Origin of the sequence: Amycolatopsis sp. WQ 127309, from assembly GCF_023023025.1 — a bacterium.
Taxonomy (GTDB): Bacteria; Actinomycetota; Actinomycetes; order Mycobacteriales; family Pseudonocardiaceae; genus Amycolatopsis.
In genome coordinates, this window is record NZ_CP095481.1 from 3,421,982 (window position 1) to 3,443,897 (window position 21,916).

Genomic DNA, 21,916 nt, shown 5'->3' on the forward strand with positions numbered 1-21,916 from the left:
CCTCTGGCGCAACCCACCGGAGCGCTCATCCGTCTATCGGATGGGCGCTTCGGTGTTTTTACCGACCCGCCCGGGCCGATGTCGCATTTCCGGTGCTCGGAGCGACATTCGGGGGTGGGGGAGTGCACCTGGGAACGCTCGCTAGGTTGTCGTGGTGGTTGCGCTGCCGCAGCCGCTCTGAGGAGGTCGATCGATGGCACGCCTGTTCGGTACCGACGGGGTACGTGGTCTGGCCAACGCCGAGCTGACGCCCGAACTCGCGCTGGCGCTCGCCGCCAGCGCCGCCCGCGTCCTCGCCGCGCACGACCGCTCGCACCGGCCCATCGCGGTCGTCGGCCGGGACCCGCGCGCCAGTGGTGAGATGCTCGAAGCCGCGGTCGTGGCCGGGCTCACCTCCGCCGGCGCGGACGTGCGCCGGGTCGGCGTCCTGCCGACGCCGGCCGTCGCCTACCTGGTCGGCTCGCTCGAGGCCGACCTGGGCGTGATGATCTCCGCGTCGCACAACCCCATGCCGGACAACGGCATCAAGCTCTTCGCCTCGGGCGGGCACAAGCTCCCCGACGGCATCGAGGACGAGATCGAAGCCGGCCTCGCCGACGGCAAGATCCGCCCGACCGGCGCCGGTGTGGGCCGTGTCACGGACGTCGAAGACGCGCTCGACCGCTACGCCGAGCACCTCCTCGCGGTGACGCCGCACTCGCTCGAGGGCCTCAAGGTCGTCGTCGACTGCGCGAACGGCGCTTCGTCCGCGGCCGCGCCCGAGATCTACCGCCGCGCCGGCGCCGAGGTCGTGGCGCTGTACGCCGAGCCCGACGGCGTCAACATCAACGACCACTGCGGCTCCAACCACCCGGAGCGGCTGCGCGAGGCCGTCGTCAAGCACGGCGCCGACCTCGGCATTGCCCACGACGGTGACGCCGACCGCTGCGTGGCCGTCGACTCCGCCGGCGAGCTGATCGACGGCGACCAGATCATGGCCGTGCTGGCGCTCGCGCTGGCCGAGTCCGGCGAGCTGGCCAAGGACACGCTGGTCGCGACGGTGATGAGCAACCTCGGCCTGCACCTGGCGATGCGCGCCCACGGCATCACCGTGGTCACCACCGCGGTCGGCGACCGCTACGTCCTCGAGGAGCTGCGGTCCAGCGGCTTCGCGCTCGGCGGCGAGCAGTCCGGCCACGTCGTCCTCCCGGCGCACGCCACCACGGGCGACGGCCTGCTGACGGCGTTGCGCCTGATGAGCCGCATGGCCGAGACGGGCAAGTCCCTCGCCGACCTGGCGGCCGTGATGAACCGCCTGCCGCAGGTGCTGATCAACGTCCGGGTCGCCGACAAGGCGGCGGTCGCGGGGTCGAGCGAGGTCCGCGACGCCGTCGGCGAGGTCGAGGCCGAGCTGGGTGAGGAAGGCCGGGTGCTGCTGCGCCCGTCCGGCACCGAGCAGCTGGTCCGCGTGATGGTCGAGGCCCCGGCCCAGGCCACCGCCCAGGCCGCCGCCGACCGCCTCGCCGGAGTGGTCTCGGCGGTTTCCTGAGTCTGCCGCGGCTCTCGTGAGCGGTTAGCCGCTCACGAGAACCCGCGCCGAGGCCAGGCCGTGGAACACCGGGTGGGTCTTCCACCGCACGTCCTCGACCCGGCACCCGCCGCTGAGGACGTCGGCCAGCGCGCGCAGCGCGATCTCGGCTTCGGCCAGCGCCACCCCGGATCCCGGGCACGCGTGGCGGCCCAGGCCGAACGGCAAGCCGTCGGTCAGGGAGATCGCCACCGGGCCGTCGGGGCCGAAGCGCAGGACGTACCGGGCCGGGCAGATCTCCGCCGCCAGGTCACGCGCACTGCGAGGCTCGGCGGCGGAAGCCAGTGAGAGTCCGGCGCTCGCCAGGAAGTTCAGCGAGTTCTCGTACGCCGCGTGCGCCAGGACCACCGGGTTGATCGCCAGCTCGTCGTCGTCGAGCCGGCCCGCCGCGTGCGCCGCGCGCAGGGCCGCCAGACCGCTGCCCGGCTCGGCCGGGGCCCGGCTGAGCTGCACGGACAGCCGGAACGCCGACGCCTGCCCCTGCCGGTCCGTGCCGCCGAAGACGTCGAGGTTCGCCGTCGTCGCTTCCAGGTGATCCAGGAAGACGTCGTCGAGCGGCACGCCCAGCACCGCTGACGTCACCAGGCCCGCGACCGGCCGCGCGAAGTCGCGTACGAGGTCGAACGACGTCCCCAGCGCGCCGACGACCGTTTCGACGCCGTCGCGGACCGCGTCCGGGAACGGCTCCAGCGTGGCGATGATCTCCCGCAGCACACCGCGCACCCGCGCGTGGCCGTCGCCGTCGCGCAGCAGCACGCTGGGTGACCCGAGCCCGGGATCCGACGTCAGCTCCGGCGACCGCAGGGCGCGCGCGGCCGCGTCGCGGCCCTCGACCACGGCGATCCCGTGCCGTTCGAACTCGTCCATCGGATCCACACCGTAGGGCAGGATGGGGCGGTGCCGCCCGCAGCCGTCCCGGACGAGGTCCTGACCACGCCCCTCACGGACCTCCTGCTCCGCAACGCGGCCGCCGACCGCCCCGCGTTCACCTGCCGGGTCTTCCCGGGACCCGACGGCCACACCGATCACACCCTGACGTGGCCGCAGGTGCTCGCGCGCGTCCGCGGGGTCGCCCGCGAGCTGCGCCGCGTCACCCGGCCGGGTGATCGGGTGGCGATCGTCGCCCGTCAGGACCTCGGGTACGTCGTCTGCTTCCTCGGGACGCTGTACGCCGGGCGCGTCGCGGTGCCGCTGTCCGTCCCGGCCGGGCGCACCCACCGCGCCCGGCTCGAGTCGGCCTTCGCCGACGCCACGCCGTCGGTGATCCTGACGTCGAAGGACTTCCTGGGGAGCCTGGCGTCCCGGCCGGAGGTGCTGCTGGCGATCGAGGACGTCGAGCCGGACGACGCCGAGCCGCCCGCCGCGGTCGCCATGACCGACCCCGCCTACCTGCAGTACACCTCGGGCTCGACGAGCCGCCCGGCCGGCGCCGTGATCTCCCACCGCGCGCTGGTGGCCAGCTGCTGGCAGACCACCGAGTGCTACCACGCCGACGCGTCGACCCACCTGGCCGGCTGGGTGCCGTTCTTCCACGACATGGGCCTGGTCCTGCTCATCGGCACGCCCGTGTTCCTGGGCGCGCATTCGGTGTTCTTCACGCCGATGGAGTTCGTGCGCGACCCGCTCCGCTGGATCCGGCTGCTGGCCGGGCACCCGGGCGCGATCACGGCGGCCCCGAACTTCGCCTTCGACCTGGCCGCGGAAGCCGCCGGGGAGCTCGAAGACGTCGACCTGTCGCACGTGAACTCGGTGCTCAACGGCAGCGAACCGGTCCGCGCGGCCACCGTCGAGGCGTTCGATCGCACCTTTGCGCCGTTCGGGCTGCCCCGGGCCGCGCAGAAGCCGTGTTACGGCCTGGCGGAGGCGACGGTGTTCGTCGCCAGCGCGGGGGACGAAGGCCCGACGATCACGGACTTCGCCGGCGAACGGCTGGTCTCGGCGGGCCGGCCCTACGGCCAGCGCGTCCAGGTTGTCGACAAAGAGATCTGGGTGGCCGGGCCCAACGTCGCCGACGGTTACTGGGGCCGGCCGGACCGCGGTGACGCCTTCGCCGAGCCGGGCTGGCTCCGCACCGGCGACCTCGGGTTCGTCCACGACGGCCTGCTGTACGTCACCGGGCGGCTGAAGGACCTGATCATCGTCGACGGCCGCAACCACCACCCGCAGGACATCGAGGCCACGATCGAGGCCGCGCACCCCGCCGTCCGGGCCGGCCGGGTCGCGGCGTTCGCGGTGCGGGACGGCCGCGGCGAGGGCGTGGCGGCCGTGGTCGGCGCCGCGGACCACGACGACGCCGTGGCCACCGCCGTCCGCCGGGCCGTGTCGGCGGGCCATGACCTGCCCCTGCGCGGCCTGTGGCTGGTCCGGCCCGGCGCGGTGCCGCGCACCTCCAGCGGCAAGGTCTCCCGCGCCGCGGCCCGGGACCGCTGGTGGGGTGAGAATGGGCGCCATGACTGACGCGGCCGCCTACGCCGACGAGATCCGGAAGATCGTCGCGCTCGCGCTGGAGCTCCCGCCGGACCGGCTCGCCGACTCGACGCCGTTCGACGACATCGGTCTGACGTCCCGGCAGCGGATCCAGCTGCTCGCGCGGGTCGAGGTCCGCTTCGGCGTCTCCGTCGACCTGGACGAGCTCGACCGGCTGGTCGACGTCCGGGGTGTCGCCGAGGTCATTTCCGAAGCCGTCGAAGCACAGCGCGCCACCGGGTGACTCCCGGGTGCACTTTTCCGAAGTCGCGGCTGGCCAGACGGCCGAACGCTAGACTCTGTGTGCATCTGCGACGGCACCGATCGGCGTCCGGGCGCGTCACAGTCTTCGAACAGGTGCCAGGGACTGTGGGATCGAAGGGGGCAGCCACCATGCCAGACGGTTATACGGCGAGTTCGGAAGCGATGACGCGGGCGCAGATCCGTCTCAACGACGTCGCGGACGACCCGGCGGGCGAAGCGAAGAAAGTCGCGCCGACGGCGATCGTGGCTGCGGACTTCGGCCGCGTCCACCAGGAAGGTTTCGGCAAGTACAAGGCCGGGATCGACGAGATCGGCGCGGGCATGACCGGGCTGTCGAACGCGCTGATGAACCTCGGCAGTGGCATCGGTACCGCGGGCGGGAAGTACACCACGCAGGAATCGGACGCGGGTGCGCAGGCCAACGCGGCGGGGAGCAAGTAATGGCCGAATGGGCTGACATCAAGAAGGTCCTCGACGACCCGAACGTCTCCATGGAAAAGAAATCCGCCCTCATGGAGGCGTACGACAAGGACACCTGGAACTTCAACGACGAAGAAGAAAAGTACGCCAAGGAATACATCGACGGGTATTCCGACCGGAACTGGGCCACCACGCCGCTCTATCCCACGGGTTCCGACGGCGAGGTCGACGACCGGCTGAAGGAAGCCCAGCAGGAGTCGCAGGCCAAGGGCAAGGAACAGCAGGCCCAGACCGACCGCAAGAACCAGGCGAAGAAGAACCTCGACGGAATCGCGAAGCCGACGCTCAACGCGGGCGCGAAGAGCTCCGACGAGCAGCTCGACCAGGGCAACGTCACGGTCGACTTCCTGGTGCTGTGGACCACCGACATCTGGAACAAGATCAAGGGCGGCAGCGGCCAGCTCGACCCGCAGAAGGACCTCAAGGACAAGTTCCACGAGAACCGCGGCATCCAGTACCAGAAGTTCCTCACCGACGCCGACGACCTGGGCAAGGCGCACAAGGTCGTCGAGGACACGCTCTCCAAGAGCGACACCGAGCTCCAGACCCTCTTCGGGGAGTGGAAGGGCAAGGGCGCCAACGCGGCGGAGATCAAGTACGACGAGGCGATCAAGCCGCACGCCAAGGAGCTCTCCCAGCAGATCGACGGCGCCGCGAAGCTGCTCCCGGAGACCGTCGGGCACGTCTTCGACGCCGTCAAGAAGAAGGTCGACGAGGTCCTCGCGCTGCACCGCACGACGATCGCCCAGGCCGACATCACCATGGCCCGCGACGTCCTCAAGATCGCGAACGGCGAGACCGGCGAGTTCGACGACTTCATGAAGGTCGCCGGCTGGGTCGACAGCGTCAACGCGCAGAACGGCAACCAGACGAACCTCGCCGAGCGGCTGCAGAACGACGACTGCGGCTTCAACGACGAGAACAAGGAGTACGGCCGCCAGGTCTGCCGCTACTGGCGCGACGGCGCGTTCACCACCGAGTACCAGGGCCTGATCAACGCGTTCAACGGCTCCTGCAAGTCCGCCAAGGACACCATCGACCAGCAGTGGGGCGCGCTCGACCAGTACCTGTCCGGCTACACCAACCAGCTGACCGAGGCCAAGGGTGCCGGCCCGGACACGGGCAAGGGTGACGGCGGCAAGGACACCAGCACCGGCGGCGGGGGCAAGGACTCCAACACCGGTGGCGGCGGCCCCGGTACCGGCGGGGGCGGGCCCGGCACGGGTGGCGGCGGCACCGGCAGCGGTGGCGGCGGTACCACGACGCCGTCCGCGAGCGAGCCGCCGAAGCCCGAGGACGCCGCGCCGAAGCCGGACGACGCCGGCACCAACCCGGTCACCGGCAAGCCCCTCGAGGTCGACCCGTCGACCGGCGAGCCGTACCCGATCGACCCGAAGACCGGCGAGGCCATCAAGGACGCCGACGACACGGAGACCGTGTCGGTCAAGAAGGGCGACAACACGATCGAGATGTCCGAGCCCGACAAGCAGGGCAAGATGGACATCACGGTCGACGACGGCCAGGGCCACAAGAAGGACTACCCCCTCGACTGGGGCGACGACGACAAGGCCGAGGCCAAGGGCGCCGACGGCAAGACCACCGACGGCAAGGACGCCGCGTTCGGGCCGCAGGGCAGCCACGCCGTCAAGGACGGGCAGCCCTCGGCCGACGGCAGCTACAAGCCGGGCGCCGACGGCAAGATCCACATCCAGGACGGCAACCTGAAGATCACCGCCGAGCGGCCGGAAGGCCCCGGCGGGCCGACGGTCGTCACCGTCGACGACGGCAAGGGCGAGCCGACCACCTACACCCTGGACTCGAAGGACGGCCCGAAGGCCGACGACCTCAAGGCCGACGGCACCGGCGCGGCGTCCGGCACGAGCACGTCCGGCGCGACCCCCGGCGGCACCGGGGGGTCCGACGGCGCGGCCGGTGGGCCGGACAGCGGCAGTGGCGTCGCCGCCGAGATCCAGCACGACGCGGACGCCGAGCCGCCGCTGACGAAGGACCCGGCGCCGGACAACCCGGACCCGGGTATGACGCAGGGCTCGTCGGCCGGTGGCGGCGGCGGGTTCAGCGCGCCGGGGGGCATGGACTTCTCCGGTGACCTCGGCACCGGCGCGACGGCCGAACCGGCGCTGGCCACGGCCGACGCCGGGGCCGGCGGCGGCGACTCGACGACGACGGCCGGGGCGAGCGACTTCGGCTCCGCCGTCACCGGTGGCCACACCACGGCCGACTTCGCCGGCGCGGTGTCGCTGGAGCCGGGCGCCCAGACGGGCAGCGACGCGTCGCTCCCGGCGGCCGACGGCGGCGGGCTCGGCGCGACCCCGGTCGACCCCGGCATGCACCAGGCGGCCGCGAGCGGCTCGGCCAGTGGCATGAGCGGGATGGGCGGGATGATGGGCGGCATGGGTGGCTCGCCCGGTGGTGGTGGCGGCGGTGGCGACCAGCAGCGCGGCCCCAGCCAGTACCGCATCGAAGGCGGCGTCTTCGAGACGAGCGGGGCGAAGGGCCGGATCAGCGGCTCGCTGGACGACGAGGGTGAGCGCTCGATCCGGTACGACCGGTGACGGGCGTTCAGCGCCGGATTTCTGGGAGGGCTTTCGAGTGAGAGCTGAGGAGGGGCGATGAGCAGCGCCGAAGAGCGGTACCGCGCGGCGATCTCCACGATGGACGCCGCGGCGCGCGAGCAGGACGAGCAGCGGGGGCTGCGCGAACGGCGCGTCGCGGAGGCCGAGACGCAGGCGCGTGAAGGCCTGAAGAACGAGCTGGGTGCCGCGCAGAAGTACGCCGAGCACATGGACGAGCTCAACAAGCGCAAGCAGAGCGCGGGTGGCTGGGCGACGGAGAAGACCCTGGCCGACAAGGGCCGCGAGTCGCTGATGCAGTTCGGCGGCGAGGACGAGGACTCGACGCCGACCAACAGCTTCCCCGCGGCTCCGGCCCTGGCCGCGACCGCGCCGCGGCCCGAGCCGGTGACGGCGCCCGTGCCCGCACCGGAGCCACCGCCCCCGGCACCCGAGGCGCAGCGCCCGCGGGGACGGCACGCGCGTCCGGTCGAGGACGAGGACGACTTCTCCAGCACGAGCTGGCTGGTCTGAGGTTCTGACAGCGGAAAGGCCCGGCGGTTCGCCGGGCCTTTCTCGTGTGGTCAGTGAGCGGGTTCGTCCTCGCGCTCGATGGTCGCGCGCTTGACGTCCGCCTCCAGCAGGGGCCGGTACTTGTCGGTGCCGGTCAGGTGGGTCAGGAAGAACGCCGTGAACAGCGCGCGGGTGAGCTGCTGCGTGCCGCGGTGCGGCTTGCCGTGCATGATCAGCTGCGACCAGTGCCGGCCCTCGGTGACACCGAGGTGGGACGCCTTGCCGAGGGTGCGCAGCTGGACGTCGTCGCCGCCCCAGTTGTCCGAGATCGCCTCGGCGTGCCCGACGGCCGGCGCGACCAGGTCTTCGTCGGCGGCCAGGTGCAGGCCCGGGACGGTGATGCCGCGCGCGGCCTCGCTCGCCGGCGGGAGCGTCTGGGCGGCCGCGATCGTCGCGACGGCGCGGATCCGCGGGTGTTCGGCCTGCGCGTCCTGCGCCGCGGCCAGCACGGCCGAGCCGCCGCCGGCCGAGTGCCCGGCGAGGCCGAGCTTCGCCGGGTCGACGCTGATGCCGTCCGGGCCGAGCCGGACCGTCGTGACGACGTCGAGGGTGGTCAGCAGGTCGGCGGCGAGCAACCGGTGCGACGGCAGCGGCCCCCGCTGGGTGGCCGGCGCCGCGGCGACGATGCCCCAGCTGGCGAGGTGGTGCAGGAGCTGCCGGTACCGGTCGGGCGGCTGCAGCCACCCGTGCCCGAAGGCGACGGCGGGCAGGCCGAGACCGGCGCGGGGCGTATACACCACGCCCGGCAGGCCGACCAGGGCGAGGTTGCCCCGGAGGACCTCGTGCGGACCCGGGTGCTTGAGCTCCGCGAGCAGCTGCTTGGGCTTGCTGGCCATGGCCGGAACCCTACTGCCCGCACCCGGCCCCGGCTCGCTCGCCGCCCCGGCTCCCCGCAAACGCCCCAATGTGGCGTTGGGTGCGTCCAACGCACCCAATGTGGCGTTCGGTGCGTCCAACGCACCCAACGCCACATTGGGGCGCTCGGGAGGGTGCCGGTGCGGGGTCACCCGGTTTTGTATTGGTCCGGACCACGGTAACTCGTGTTCGCGCAGGTCGCGGGCGGTTCACGTGCCCGGTCAGCCCGCTGAACGTCCCTCGTTAGGCTGGTGCGCGTGTGTGGAATCGTGGGATATGTCGGGCACCGCCCGGCCCTGGACGTCGTTCTCGGCGGGCTCCGGCGCATGGAGTACCGCGGTTACGACTCGGCCGGCGTGGCGGTCCTCGACGGCGCGGGCGCGCTGAACGTCGAGCGCAAGGCCGGCCGGCTCGCCAACCTGGAAGCCGAGCTGGACAAGGTCGGCCGCGGCAGCTTCGCCGGCACCGCCGGCATGGGCCACACCCGCTGGGCCACCCACGGTGCCCCGGTGGACCGCAACTCGCACCCGCACCGGGACGCCTCCGAGCGCGTCGCGGTCGTGCACAACGGCATCATCGAGAACTTCGCCGCCCTGCGCACCGAGCTGGAAGCCGACGGCGTCGAGATGGCCAGCGACACCGACAGTGAGACCGCCGCGCACCTGATCGCGCGGGCGTACACCGGCGGCGAGACCGCCGGGGACTTCGCGGCCAGCGTCGCCGCTGTCTGCCGTCGTCTCGAAGGCGCGTTCACGCTGGTCGTGACGCACGCCGACCACTCGGGCACGATCGTCGCGGCGCGCCGGTCGTCGCCGCTGGTCGTCGGCGTCGGCGCGGGCGAGCACTTCGTCGCCTCCGACGTCTCGGCGTTCATCGAGCACACCCGCGAGGCCGTCGAGCTGGGCCAGGACCAGCTCGTCGTGATCACCCGCGAGGGCTACGAGGTCACCGACTTCCACGGCGACGCCGCCCAGGCGAAGCCGTTCACCGTGGACTGGGACCTCTCGGCCGCCGAAAAGGGCGGCCACGAGTACTTCATGCTCAAGGAGATCGAGGAACAGCCCGAAGCACTGGCGAACACCCTTCGCGGGCACTTCGACAACGGCCGGATCATCCTCGACGAGCAGCGCATCTCCGACCAGGACCTGCGCGACGTCGACAAGGTCTTCGTCGTCGCCTGCGGGTCGGCCTACCACTCCGGCCTGGTCGCCAAGTACGCCATCGAGCACTGGTGCCGCCTGCCGGTCGAGGTCGAGCTGGCCAGCGAGTTCCGCTACCGCGACCCGGTGCTCGACCGCGCGACGCTCGTCGTCGCCGTGTCGCAGTCCGGCGAGACGGCGGACACCCTCGAGGCCGTCCGCCACGCGCGCGAGCAGAAGGCGCGCGTGCTGGCCGTCTGCAACACCAACGGCGCGCAGATCCCGCGCGAGTCCGACGCGGTGCTCTACACGCACGCCGGCCCCGAGATCGGCGTCGCCTCGACGAAGGCGTTCCTCGCCCAGATCGCGGCGAACTACCTGGTCGGCCTGGCGCTGGCGCAGGCCCGCGGCACGAAGTACCCGGACGAGGTCGCCCGCGAGTTCGCCGAGCTGGAGGCCATGCCCGCGGCCGTCCGGAAGGTGCTGTCCACTGTGGACCAGGTGCGGGACCTCGGCCGCCGGATCGCCGACTCGAAGGCCGTGCTGTTCCTCGGCCGCCACGTCGGGTTCCCGGTCGCCCTCGAAGGCGCGCTGAAGCTCAAGGAGCTCGCGTACATGCACGCCGAGGGCTTCGCCGCCGGCGAGCTCAAGCACGGCCCGATCGCGCTGATCGAGGACGGCCTGCCGGTCGTCGTCGTGATGCCCTCGCCCAAGGGCCGCGCGGTGCTGCATTCGAAGCTGGTGTCGAACATCAGCGAGATCCAGGCCCGCGGCGCGCGCACGATCGTGATCGCCGAAGAGGGTGACGAGAAGGTCCGGCCGTTCGCGGACGAGCTGATCGAGATCCCCGCGGTGCCGACGCTGCTGCAGCCGCTGGTGTCCACGGTGCCGCTGCAGGTGCTGGCCGCGGAGATCGCCCGCACCCGCGGGTACGACGTCGACAAGCCGCGTAACCTGGCGAAGTCTGTCACCGTCGAATAGCGGGAGGCCTTCGCCGTGCAGGGAATCTGGACCACGGAACGGATTCGCGAGGCGGAGGGGCGGCTGTTCGCCGTCACGCCCGAGGGCGAGCTGATGCGGCGCGCGTCGTTCGGGCTCGCCGTGCGGCTGGCGGAGTTCCTCGCCGAGCACACCGGCACGGTGTCCGGCCGCCGGGTCGTGCTGCTGGTCGGCTCCGGTGACAACGGCGGTGACGCCCTGTGGGCCGGGGCTTTCCTGCGCCGTCGCGGAGTCGCCGTCACGGCTGTGCTGCTGGGTTCGCGGGCGCACGAGGCCGGGCTCGCGGCGTTGCGCCGCGCGGGCGGCCGGGTCGTGTCCGCCGAGGACGGTCCACAGTGGATCGTCCGGGCGGACGTCGTGGTCGACGGGATCGTCGGGATCTCCGCTTCGGGCTCACTGCGCCCCGAAGCCGCGCGGCTGGTCTCCCTCGTCGAAGCGCCGATCGTGGCGGTCGACTTGCCCAGCGGCGTCGACCCGGACACCGGCGCGGTCGACGGCCCGGCGGTGCGGGCCACGCTGACGGTCACCTTCGGCGCCCGCAAGCCGGTGCACGTGCTGGCGCCGACGTGGTGCGGCGAGGTCGTGCTGGTCGACATCGGGCTCGAGCTGGGGGAGCCGTCGATCCGGCAGCTGGACATCGCGGACATCGCGGCGGCGTGGCCGGTGCCCGGGCCGGAGGACGACAAGTACAGCCAGGGCGTCGTCGGCGTCGCGGCGGGCTCGGCGACCTACCCGGGCGCGGCGGTGCTGACGGCGGGCTCGGCGGTCCGCGCGACGGCGGGGATGGTCCGGTACGCGGGCCACGCGGCCGACGTCGTCCGGTCGCAGTGGCCGGAGGTCATCGCGACGGGCACGGTCGCCGACGCCGGCCGGGTGCAGGCGTGGGCGGTCGGCCCCGGAATCGGCACGGGCTCGGAGGGCCGCGACGTCGTCCGGTACGTCCTCGGCCGGGGCCTGCCGGTGTGCGCGGACGCGGACGCCACGACGATCATCGCGAAGTCCCCCGAGGTCCTGGACGCGCGCGACCCGGACACACCGCTGGTCCTGACCCCGCACGCGGGCGAGTACGCACGGCTGATGGGCGCCGCGCCGGGCCCCGACCGGGTGAAGGCCGCGCGCGACGCGGCCCGGCGGTACAACGCGGTGGTGCTGTTGAAGGGGTACGTGACGGTGATCGCGGCCCCGGACGGCCGGGTGGCGGTCAACAAGCCACACGGAGCATGGCTGGCCACACCGGGTTCGGGCGACGTGCTCTCAGGCCTGATCGGCGCCCTGCTTGCGGCGGGAGTGGACCCGTGGCTGGCGGCAGCCGCGGCGGCTCACGTGCACTCCCTGGCGGGCGCGATCGCGGCCCAGAACGCCCCGACGTCGTCGTCGGCGCTGGTCCACGCGATCCCCGAGGCGATCCGCGCGGTCCGGTCTTTGACGTCCTGACGTGGCCGAGCGGCACTTTCACGTGAAAGTGCCGCTTTGGGGGGGCGTGCGTGAGGTGCGAACGGTCCGTTGGTGCCGCTCGAAGCGGTGCGAGGGGGCGCGAGTGGCCCGTTCGCGCCTTGGCAGGAGGTCGCGAGTGGCCCGTTGGTGCCCAGGGGAGCGTCGCGAACGGGCCGTTCGTGCCGGATGAGCGTCGCGAGTGGCCCGTTCGTGCGCGAAGAAGGTCGCGAGTGGCCCGTTCGTGCCGGGCAAGCGTCGCGAGTGGCCCGTTGGTGCCCAGCGAGGGGGCGCGAGTGGCCCGTTCGTGCCCGGGCGAGCGTCGCGAACGGGCCGTTCGTGCCCGCCGAGCGTCGCGAACGGGCCGTTCGTGCCACCCCCACCAAGCCCACGAAACCAGCACCCGAGCGACCGGCGTGCGAAGAGTTATCGAGTTCTCTGTTAACTCCGGGCGTTAAATCTGGTAAGAAGTGCGTGTGAGCGGCGGCACAGCGTCTGGAGACCGGAAGACCCGGCCGTCCGATGCTGTCGTCGAACAGCGGCGGCAGGACATCCTCGATCACGTCATCGAGCAGGGTGAAGCCCGGATCGACGACTTGACGACAAAATTCAAGGTCAGCCTGATGACCATGCACCGCGACCTCGACGACCTCGACGAACGTCGTCTCCTGCGCAAGCTGCGCGGCAAGGTCGAGGCCTATCCGGCGCTCACCATCGAGACCGCCGCCCGCTTCCGCGACACCCTCCACCACGGCGAGAAGGACGCGCTCGGCGAGGCCGCCGCGAACCACGTCCAGCCCGGGCAGACCGTCTTCGTCGACGACTCCACCACGCTCCTTCCGCTGGTCAAGCGGCTCGCCGAGATCGACGCCCTCACCGTCGTCACCAACTCGCTGCACGCCGCCCGACTGCTCGGGCCGAAGGTCGACGTCGTGCTCGCCGGCGGGCGGTACAGCCACGAGTACGACTCCTGCGCCGGGCCCGAGGTGCTGAACCTGCTCGACTCGATCCGCGCGGACGTCTCCTTCGTGTCGGTCACCGCGGTCGCCATCGGGCGGCTCTACCACCCCGATCGCGACTACGCCGAGCTGAAGAAGACCGCGCTGAAGATCGCGAACCACAGCGTCCTCGTCGTCGACCACTCGAAGTTCGGCCGGACCGCGACCTACGCGCACGGCGACGTCGGGGACTACGACCTGCTGATCACCGGCGAGACCACGCCGACCGAGGAGATCGAGGCCGCGCTCAACGCGGGCACGGCGATCGAGATCGTCGAACACGTCGAGGAGGGGCAGCCGTATGACAGCTGAGCTGGTGGCCGGCATCGATTCGTCCACGCAGTCGACCAAGGTCGTCGTGTGCGACGCCGGAACCGGGGAGATCGTCCGCACCGGCCGCGCGCCGCACCCGGACGGCACCGAGGTCGACCCCGCCGCGTGGTGGGGCGCCTTCCAGGAAGCGACCTCCGGGCTGCTCGACGACGTCAAGGCCATCGGCATCGGCGGCCAGCAGCACGGCATGGTGACGCTCGACGAAGACGGCGACGTCGTCCGGCCCGCGCTGCTCTGGAACGACAACCGCTCGGCGCAGGCCGCGCTCGACCTGATCGACGAGCTCGGCGGGCCGTCCGTCTGGGCGAAGTCCGTCGGGTCGGTGCCCGTCGCCAGCTTCACCGTCACGAAGCTGCGCTGGCTGGCCGACCACGAGCCGAAGCTGGCCGACCGCGTCGCCCGCGTGCTGCTGCCGCACGACTGGCTGACCTGGAAGCTCACCGGCGGCGACCCGGTCACCGACCGCGGTGACGCCTCCGGCACCGGCTACTTCTCGCCGTCCGACAACGCCTACCGCCTCGACGTCCTCGCGCACGCCTTCGGCGGCCGGACGCCGGAGCTGCCCACCGTGCTCGGCCCGGCCGACACCGCCGGCCACACGCCCGGCGGCGTGCTCGTCTCCGCCGGCACCGGCGACAACATGGCCGCCGCGCTGGCGCTCGAACTGCAGCCGGGTGACGTCGTCGTGTCGCTGGGCACCAGCGGCACCGTGTTCGGCGTCGCCGAGACCGGCGCGGCCGACGCCAGCGGCGAGGTCGCCGGGTTCGCCGACGCCACCGGCCGTTTCCTCCCGCTGGCCTGCACGCTCAACGCCGCCCGCGTCCTGACGTCGACCGCGACGATGCTCGGCGCGACGCTGAGCGAGTTCGACCGGCTCGCCCTGCGCGCCGAGCCCGGGGCCGGCGGCCTGACGTTCCTGCCCTACCTCGACGGCGAACGCACCCCGAACCTGCCCGACGCCACCGGCTCGCTGGCCGGCCTGACCCGGGCCAACATGACGCCGGAGAACCTCGCGCGCAGCGCCGTCGAAGGCATGCTGTGCGGCCTGGCCGCCGGTCTCGACGCGGTCCGCGCGCACGGCCTCGACGTCCACCGCGTGCTGCTGATCGGCGGTGGCGCGCAGTCGGCCGCCGTCCGCGCGGTCGCGCCGCTCGTGTTCGGCGTGCCCGTGCAGCTGCCCGAGGTCGCCGAGTACGTCGCCATCGGCGCGGCGCGGCAGGCGGCCTGGGCCCTGGCTTCCGGTGCGGAACCCCCGTCCTGGCAAGGAAACAACAAGACACGGCTCGAGCTGGACGAGCCGACCGAGGCGCAGCGCGCCGAGGGCCACCGGATCCAGCAGCGCCACCTCGAAGCGCGCGAAGCCGCGCACGGGGTCCGGCGGACTTTCGGAGAGGACTGACCCCGATGGCTTCCATCACCTACGACAAGGCGACCCGGCGTTACACCGGCAGCGACCGCCCGGCCGTCGACGCACTGGACCTGGAGATCGCCGACGGCGAGTTCCTGGTGCTGGTCGGCCCGTCCGGCTGCGGCAAGTCGACCAGCCTGCGCATGCTCGCCGGCCTCGAGGACATCGACGACGGCGCCGTCTGGATCGGCGACCGCGACGTCACCCAGCTGCCGCCGCGCTCGCGTGACATCGCGATGGTGTTCCAGAACTACGCCCTCTACCCGCACATGACCGTCGGGCAGAACATGGGCTTCGCGCTGAAGATCGCCGGGCGCCCCGCGTCCGAGATCAAGCAGAAGGTGCTCGACGCGGCCAAGCTGCTCGACATCGAGGACTACCTCGACCGCAAGCCGAAGGCGCTTTCCGGTGGTCAGCGCCAGCGCGTCGCCATGGGCCGCGCGATCGTGCGCGAGCCGCAAGTCTTCCTGATGGACGAGCCGCTGTCGAACCTCGACGCGAAGCTGCGCGTGTCGACCCGTACGCAGATCGCCGCGCTCCAGCGCCGCCTCGGCGTCACGACCGTGTACGTCACGCACGACCAGGTCGAGGCCATGACGATGGGTGACCGCGTCGCCGTGCTGTCGGACGGCCTGCTGCAGCAGTGCGACACCCCGCGCGCGCTCTACGACAAGCCCGCGAACGCGTTCGTCGCCGGCTTCATCGGCTCGCCCGCGATGAACCTCGTCACCGCGAAGCTCACCACCGACGGCGCCGAGGTGGGTGGCGCGCGCGTGCCGCTGACCCGCGAGATCATCGCCGCCGCCGAGGGCGACACCGTGACGCTGGGCTTCCGGCCGGAGTCGCTCGAGGTGTCGGCCACCGAAGACGGCACCGTGCCGATCAAGGTGGAACTGGTCGAGGAGCTCGGTTCGGACGCCTACGTCTACGGCAAGCTCGCCGAGACCGACGCCGAGGGCACCAAGTCCAACGTCGTGGCCCGGGTCGACCCGCGCAAGCCGCCGGCCATGGGCGACACCCTGCACCTGCGGATCCGTCCCGACGAGCTGCACGTGTTCTCCGCCACGTCCGGGGCGCGCCTGTCCTGACCTCGGCTCATGGGAAACTGGGGGTCGTCATGACCCCCAGTTTCCCAAGAGCGCAGGTCGACATCGACCTCGACGCGATCCGCCACAACCTCACGCTGCTGGGCGCCCGCGCGCCCGGCGCCGAAGTGATGGCCGTGGTGAAGGCCGACGCCTACGGCCACGGCGCGCTGCCGGTGGCGCGCGCCGCGGTCGAGGCCGGCGCGAGCTGGCTCGGCACCTGCTCGCTCGGCGAGGCCCTCGACCTGCGCCGCGCCGGGATCACCGCCCGGCTGTTCAGCTGGCTGGACGTGCCCGAGGTCGACTTCGCCGCGGGCGTCGAGGCCGGCGTCGACCTCGCCGCCAGCTCGGTCGGTGAGCTACGTCGCATCGCCGCCGCTGTCCCCGCGAGTACCCGGGCTCGCGTGCACCTCAAAATCGACACCGGCCTCTCGCGCAACGGCTGCCCGCCCGCGGGCTGGGCCGAGCTGGTTTCCGCGGCGGCCGCCGAACCGCGCGTCGACGTCGTCGCGATCTGGTCGCACCTCGCGTGCGCGGACGAGCCGGGTCATCCGTCGATCGACGCCCAGGCGAAGCGCTTCGACGACGCCTACGACGTCGCCCGCGCCGCCGGGCTCGACCCGCTGCGCCACCTCGCGAACTCCGCGGCCCTGCTGACCCGGCCGGACCTGCACTTCGACGTCGTGCGGCCGGGCATCGCGATGTACGGCCTCAACCCGGTGCCGCAGGCCGAGGACCTGCGCCCGGCCATGACGTTCCGGTCCGCCGTCGCGCTGGTCAAGCGCATCGAGGCCGGGGAGTCGGTGTCCTACGGGCACACCTGGACCGCGGCGCACGACACGAACCTGGCCCTGGTGCCGGCCGGCTACGCCGACGGCGTGCCGCGGTCGCTGTCGGGCCGGATGGACGTACTACTGGGTGGGCAACGGCGGCCGGTCGTCGGGCGCGTCTGCATGGACCAGCTGATCGTCGACTGCGGCGACTTCGAGCCGGCCGTCGGCACCGAGGTCGTCCTGTTCGGACCGGGGACGCGCGGCGAGCCGACGGCGCGGGAATGGGCCGACAAGCTCGGCACCATCGACTACGAGATCGTGACGTCGATGTACCGCCCGCGGGTGCGCCGCCGGTATCCGGGGGCGGCCTCGTGACACCTTCACGTCGACTGCTGGCCATCGCCGGCGGCGTCGGAGCCGTGGCCACCGGGACCGCCGCGGCCGCCATCGCGGTCGCCGCCCAGCAGCGGCGGCACAGTGAGGACCCGTACGTGGACGAGCCACTGGGGGAGCTGAAGCCGGACCGCACGTCCACGGTCGCGGCCGACGACGGCACCCCGCTTTCGGTCGAGGAGATCGACCCGGAAGACGGCGGCGAGCCCGAACTGACCGTCGTGGGCGTGCACGGCTTCGCGCTTTCGCGGCGGTGCTTCCACTTCCAGCGCCGCGACCTCGCGAAGCTGCGGCTGCCGCGCGTGCGTCAGGTCTACTACGACCACCGCGGCCACGGCCTGTCCGGCGCGGCGTCGGCGGAGAACTCGACGATCGAGCAGCTGGCCCGCGACCTCGACGTCGTGCTGCGGTCGCTGGTGCCGACGGGGCCCATCGTGCTGGTGGGGCACTCGATGGGCGGCATGGTGATCATGGAGCTGGCCGCGGAGTTCCCCCAGCTGTTCGCGGACCGCGTGGCCGGCGTCGCCTTCATCGCGACGGCGGCGGGCGAAGTCGGGGCGCGCGGGTTGCCGCGTTCGCTGCTCTCGAAGTACAACCCGCTGACGCGCGCCGCCGGCGGTCTCGCCGGCTGGCAGCCGGGCCTGGTCGAGTTCGTCCGCGCGGCCGGTGGCCAGCTGACGCGGCAGGCCGTGCGCCGGCTGGCGTTCGGCAGCCGCGACGTCGCGCCCCGGCTCGTCGACTTCATGCTCGAGATGCTGGAAGTGACGCCGGTGCGCGGGCTCGTGAACTTCGTCGACACGCTCGGCAGCCACAACCGCTACGCGGCGCTGGCCGGGCTGAAGACCGCGGAAGTGCTGGTGCTCGGCGGTGATTCGGACCGGTTCACGCCGTTCGCGCACGCCGAGCGGATCGCGTCCGAGCTGCCCGACGCGGAGCTGGTGCGCGTCCGCGGCGCCGGGCACATGGTGCTGCTGGAGCAGCCCGACCTGGTGACCAGCCACCTGATCGACTTGTTGCAACGCTGCTCCGGTGTGGACGGCGAGGACTCGGCCCGGCGGAACTGGTGGTGGCAGCGTTGACGTTGGTGTTTCCCACGCCCGAAGACACGATGGAGTTCGGGCGCTCGCTGGGCCGGTCCCTGCGCGCGGGTGACCTGGTGCTGCTCGCCGGGCCCCTCGGCGCGGGCAAGACCACGCTGACCCGCGGCATCGCGGACGGCCTTGGCGTCGGCGGCCGGGTGAGCAGCCCGACGTTCGTGCTGGCCCGCGTCCACCCGGCGGGTGCCGCCGGCGTGCCGCTGGTGCACGTCGACGCCTACCGCCTGGGCGGCGACCTGTCCCAGCTGGACGACCTGGACCTGGACACGGACCTGGAGCGTTCGGCCATCGTCGTCGAGTGGGGCGAGGGCTCGGCGGAACGGCTGTCGTCGGACTACCTGGTGGTCCGGCTGGACCGCCGCGACGACGACGTCCGCGAGGTGACCCTGGAACCCCACGGCACCTGGGCCGACCGAGTGCCGGAGCTGGCCCGCTCGTGACGCACGCGCCTTCCGGCTTGCCGAAGGCGACCTGGATCGACGCGGACTTCCCGGCGACGCTGGGCAGCTTCGCCGAGGATCCTTCGCCTAGCGCTCGCCCGTGCGAAAGCCGTGAAGGCCTCCTTCGCGGCTCTTAGCGCCGGTAAGGAGGCCTTCACGGCTTTCGGCAGGCAGCCGCAGCCGGGCTAGTCGGCGGGGCTCACGACCGCTCGGGCCACGCCCAGCTGCACCAGGTCCTGCGGCCGCAGCCGTAGCTGGTTGGCCAGCTCCGGGACCTCCGACGCGGGACGCTTCAGGATCGCCGCCGCCGCTTCGGGTGAGGTCACCGAGAAGTAGGCGTCCGGGGTCACCCACGTCGAGCCCGGGGCCGCGAACGCCAGTGCGCCGCCCGAGCCGCCCTCGCCGATCACCAGCGTCGTCACCGGGGCCGACGCCGTCGCGACCGCCTCGAACAGGTCCGCGATCGCGCCGCCCGCGCCCGCTTGTTCCGCCGCCGCGTCGTTGGCCGCGCCCGGGGTGTCGACCAGCGTCAGCACCGGGATCGCCAGCCGTGACGCCAACCGGACCAGACGCGCGGCCGTGCGGAAGCCCGACGGCAGCGTCGGCGTGCCGCACTGGGCCGCGTACGCGATCGTGCGGCCGTTGCGCCGGCCGAAGCCGCAGCGGACGCCGTCGTCGACGCCGCCGCAGCGGTCGCCGCTGATGTCCTCGCGCCAGTCGAAGTACGCGTCCAGGTACTTGACGGCTCGCGCCCGGCGTGGCGACCGCGCGGCCTGGACCGCGTCCCAGCCTGTGTCCGGCAGCGCCGCCTCGCGCAGCGCCCGGGGCGGTGGCGCCGCGGCGTTCGACGGGGACGTCAGCAAGCGCAGCCAACGCTCCAACGCCGGCCCGAGGTCCTCGGCCGTGACGATGGCGTCGACCTGACCCCACTCGAGCTTCGCCTCCGCCGTGTACGCCTCGGGGGAGCCGGCCGGACGCACTCGTGAACCCGCGAAGCCGACCTGGGCCTCGGGCAGCGCGAGGATGACGTCGGCGCCCGCGCCGAGCGTCGCCCAGCCGCCGCCGGTCGTCGGGTCGCGCAGCACCGCGATCTGCGGGACGCCCGCCGCGCGCGTCCGCGCTGCCGCCCGGGCCACGCGCTGCAGCTGCATGAGCGCGCGCATCCCCTGCTGCATGCGGCTGCCGCCGGTCGCGATCAGCGAGACCACCGGCAGCCGGACGTCGCGGGCGTGCGCGAACGCCGCTTCGATCCGGTCGCCGGTGCGCTGCCCCAGCGAGCCGCCGAGGAACCCGAACTCGAACGCGATCACGACGGCCTCGGCGTCCCCGATCTTCGCCGTCCCGCAGACGACCGACTCCTTCTCGCCGGTGCGCTCTTCGGCGGCGGAGCGTGCTTCGCGGTAGCCCGGCCAGTCGATCGGCCCGTCGGCGGGCTCCTCGCGCAGCGGCGTCGTGAACTCCTCGAAACCGGTCGAAATCGTGTCGACGACCTCGCGCGCCGGCCGCCTAGTCACCGAGCGCTCGCTTCAGGACCTTGCCCATGTCGTTGCGCGGCAAGGCATCCAGGTACCGGACGACCCGCGGGCGCTTGTGCGGCGCGAGCAGCCGGGCGACGTGGTCGGCCAGCTCGTCGGCCGACGGCCGCTCGCCCTCCGGGACGACCCAGGCGACGATCCGCTCGCCGAGGTCGTCGTCCGGCTCGCCGGTGACGGCCGCTTCGGCGACGCCGGGGTGCTCCAGCAGCGCGTTCTCGATCTCGCCCGCGCCGATCTTGTAGCCGCCGCTCTTGATCAGGTCGGTCGCCTTGCGCCCGACGATCTTGACGTACCCGTCGGCGTCGCGCGTGGCCATGTCGCCGGTGCGGAACCAGCCGTCGGCCAGCGCGGCCGCGGTGGCGTCCGGGCGGTTGAGGTACTCGGTGAAGAGGTTGGGGCCGCGCACCTGGATCTCGCCGACGGTCTCGGCGCCGTCGAGCACCTCGCCGGCGTCGCCGATCAGCCTGAGCTCCACGCCGCCGAGCGGGACGCCGACGGTGCCGGGCTTGCGTTCGCCGTCCGCGCGGACGCTCGTGTTCATCAGCGTCTCGGTCATGCCGTAGCGCTCGACGACCTGCTGGCCGGTCGCTTCGGTGATCCGCTGGTGGTCGTGCACCGGCAGCGCCGCCGACCCCGAGACGAGCAGCCGCGCGCCGCGCAGGGCGTCGGCCAGCGCGCTGTCGGTGCCGACCTCACCGGCGATGCGGTGGTACATCGTCGGGACGCCGAACACCATGGTCGCGCCGGCCTTCAGCTCGCGGGCGACGCCGTCGGTCGAGAACCGGCCGAGGTGGCGGACCGAGCCGCCGCGGCGCAGCGGGCCGAGGATGCCGAGGATCAGGCCGTGCACGTGGAACAGCGGGAGTCCGTGCACCAGGACGTCGTCGGCGGTCCACGCCCAGGCGTCTTCGAGGGCGTCCAGTGTGGTCGCGATCGAACGGCGGGGGAGGACGACGCCCTTCGGCGGCCCGGTGGTCCCCGACGTGTAGACGATCAGGGCGGGCGCCTCGGCGTCCGGTTCTTCCTGCAGCGGCGTGGCCGGCCCGGTCAGCGGGATGTCCCGCCGCGGCAGGCCGGCCAGCCCGGCGGGCAGCTCGACGCCGGGTTCGGCCAGCACCAGCCGCGGCTCGCTGTCGGCGAGGATGTGTGCCAGTTCGCGCTCGCCGATCTTCGGGTTCAGCGGCACCGCGGGCACCCCGGCGAGCAGGGCGGCGACGACGGCGACGCTGGTGTGCAGGGTCGGCGTCGCCCACACGGCGACGCGGCCGCGGGGGAGTTCTGCCGCGAGGCTGCCGGCGACGGCGGCCAGCTCGGCGTAGGTGAGGGCTTGTTCGCCGAAGCGGAGGGCTTCGTTGCCCGAGGCTGACGTGAGGGCGGGGAACAACGGGTCGGGCACCGCGGGGACCTCCAGCTCGGGGGACTCGCTCCTGCGAACCCCGATTCGCACGTTACCGTGCTGATCTGGCCCCCGCAGCGACCGGTTTCACCGGTGATCCGGGCCCGCGAATGC

The 21,916-nt window shown here is 72.8% G+C and carries 18 protein-coding genes; 14 read left to right on the forward strand and 4 right to left on the reverse strand.

The genetic code is table 11. The annotated features are described in order from the left end of the window. Window positions 1-193 precede the first annotated feature (193 nt). Window positions 194-1,528, forward strand: a complete 1,335-nt coding sequence (glmM, locus tag MUY22_RS16055) for a phosphoglucosamine mutase (RefSeq protein WP_247060578.1) — start codon at window positions 194-196, stop codon at window positions 1,526-1,528. A gap of 24 nt (window positions 1,529-1,552) precedes the next feature. Here the strand turns inward: glmM and MUY22_RS16060 are convergent, their stop codons facing one another. After that, window positions 1,553-2,434 (reverse strand): cytochrome P450, encoded by an 882-nt coding sequence (locus MUY22_RS16060; protein ID WP_247060580.1) that lies wholly within the window; start codon window positions 2,432-2,434, stop codon window positions 1,553-1,555. Window positions 2,435-2,464: 30 nt separating this feature from the next. Here MUY22_RS16060 and MUY22_RS16065 point away from each other — a divergent pair, with 30 nt between their 5' ends. From MUY22_RS16065 to MUY22_RS16085, 5 genes are all read left to right on the forward strand, one after another. Continuing rightward, the gene (locus tag MUY22_RS16065) at window positions 2,465-4,024 is read left to right on the forward strand and encodes a fatty acyl-AMP ligase (protein ID WP_247060582.1); all 1,560 of its coding nucleotides are present in this window, start codon (window positions 2,465-2,467) and stop codon (window positions 4,022-4,024) included. Further along, entirely contained in the window at window positions 4,017-4,277 is a 261-nt protein-coding gene (locus tag MUY22_RS16070; RefSeq protein ID WP_247060584.1) for an acyl carrier protein, read from the forward strand. Before MUY22_RS16065 ends, MUY22_RS16070 begins: the two co-directional genes overlap by 8 nt. 149 nt (window positions 4,278-4,426) lie before the next feature. Continuing rightward, a complete protein-coding gene (locus MUY22_RS16075) occupies window positions 4,427-4,738 on the forward strand; it encodes a hypothetical protein (protein WP_247060586.1) in 312 nt (103 codons plus the stop codon). Then, window positions 4,738-7,350 carry a WXG100 family type VII secretion target gene (locus MUY22_RS16080; protein WP_247060588.1) on the forward strand — a complete coding sequence of 871 codons (2,613 nt, stop codon included), beginning with the start codon at window positions 4,738-4,740 and terminating at the stop codon, window positions 7,348-7,350. The genes MUY22_RS16075 and MUY22_RS16080 overlap by 1 nt, the downstream gene beginning before the upstream one ends. A 57-nt stretch (window positions 7,351-7,407) precedes the next feature. Next, window positions 7,408-7,881 (forward strand): hypothetical protein, encoded by a 474-nt coding sequence (locus MUY22_RS16085; RefSeq protein ID WP_247060589.1) that lies wholly within the window; start codon window positions 7,408-7,410, stop codon window positions 7,879-7,881. A 50-nt stretch (window positions 7,882-7,931) separates the two neighbouring features. Here the strand turns inward: MUY22_RS16085 and MUY22_RS16090 are convergent, their stop codons facing one another. Then, window positions 7,932-8,756, reverse strand: a complete 825-nt coding sequence (locus tag MUY22_RS16090) for a dienelactone hydrolase family protein (RefSeq protein ID WP_247060590.1) — start codon at window positions 8,754-8,756, stop codon at window positions 7,932-7,934. Window positions 8,757-9,032: 276 nt separating this feature from the next. Between MUY22_RS16090 and glmS the strand changes: the two genes are divergently transcribed. From glmS to tsaE, 8 genes are all read left to right on the forward strand, one after another. Then, window positions 9,033-10,895: a glutamine--fructose-6-phosphate transaminase (isomerizing) gene (gene glmS / locus MUY22_RS16095; RefSeq protein WP_247060591.1), complete on the forward strand. Its 1,863-nt coding sequence runs from the start codon at window positions 9,033-9,035 to the stop codon at window positions 10,893-10,895. A gap of 15 nt (window positions 10,896-10,910) precedes the next feature. Further along, the gene (locus MUY22_RS16100; RefSeq protein WP_247060592.1) at window positions 10,911-12,347 is read left to right on the forward strand and encodes an NAD(P)H-hydrate dehydratase; all 1,437 of its coding nucleotides are present in this window, start codon (window positions 10,911-10,913) and stop codon (window positions 12,345-12,347) included. Between the two features lie 473 nt (window positions 12,348-12,820). Further along, window positions 12,821-13,654, forward strand: a complete 834-nt coding sequence (locus tag MUY22_RS16105; RefSeq protein WP_247060593.1) for a DeoR/GlpR family DNA-binding transcription regulator — start codon at window positions 12,821-12,823, stop codon at window positions 13,652-13,654. Beyond that, window positions 13,644-15,074, forward strand: a complete 1,431-nt coding sequence (xylB, locus tag MUY22_RS16110) for a xylulokinase (protein WP_247060594.1) — start codon at window positions 13,644-13,646, stop codon at window positions 15,072-15,074. Before MUY22_RS16105 ends, xylB begins: the two co-directional genes overlap by 11 nt. 5 nt (window positions 15,075-15,079) lie before the next feature. After that, window positions 15,080-16,171, forward strand: coding sequence for an ABC transporter ATP-binding protein (locus MUY22_RS16115; RefSeq protein WP_247060595.1), 1,092 nt, complete (start codon window positions 15,080-15,082; stop codon window positions 16,169-16,171). 29 nt (window positions 16,172-16,200) lie between these two features. Beyond that, window positions 16,201-17,316, forward strand: a complete 1,116-nt coding sequence (alr, locus tag MUY22_RS16120) for an alanine racemase (RefSeq protein ID WP_247060597.1) — start codon at window positions 16,201-16,203, stop codon at window positions 17,314-17,316. Beyond that, window positions 17,313-18,413 carry an alpha/beta fold hydrolase gene (locus MUY22_RS16125; protein ID WP_247060599.1) on the forward strand — a complete coding sequence of 367 codons (1,101 nt, stop codon included), beginning with the start codon at window positions 17,313-17,315 and terminating at the stop codon, window positions 18,411-18,413. Before alr ends, MUY22_RS16125 begins: the two co-directional genes overlap by 4 nt. Beyond that, window positions 18,410-18,871, forward strand: coding sequence for a tRNA (adenosine(37)-N6)-threonylcarbamoyltransferase complex ATPase subunit type 1 TsaE (gene tsaE / locus MUY22_RS16130; protein ID WP_247060601.1), 462 nt, complete (start codon window positions 18,410-18,412; stop codon window positions 18,869-18,871). Before MUY22_RS16125 ends, tsaE begins: the two co-directional genes overlap by 4 nt. Window positions 18,872-19,056: 185 nt before the next feature. Here the strand turns inward: tsaE and MUY22_RS16135 are convergent, their stop codons facing one another. After that, a complete protein-coding gene (locus tag MUY22_RS16135) occupies window positions 19,057-20,385 on the reverse strand; it encodes a carboxyl transferase domain-containing protein (RefSeq protein ID WP_247060603.1) in 1,329 nt (442 codons plus the stop codon). Further along, window positions 20,378-21,802 carry an acyl-CoA synthetase gene (locus MUY22_RS16140; RefSeq protein ID WP_247060605.1) on the reverse strand — a complete coding sequence of 475 codons (1,425 nt, stop codon included), beginning with the start codon at window positions 21,800-21,802 and terminating at the stop codon, window positions 20,378-20,380. Before MUY22_RS16140 ends, MUY22_RS16135 begins: the two co-directional genes overlap by 8 nt. Window positions 21,803-21,916 lie beyond the last annotated feature (114 nt).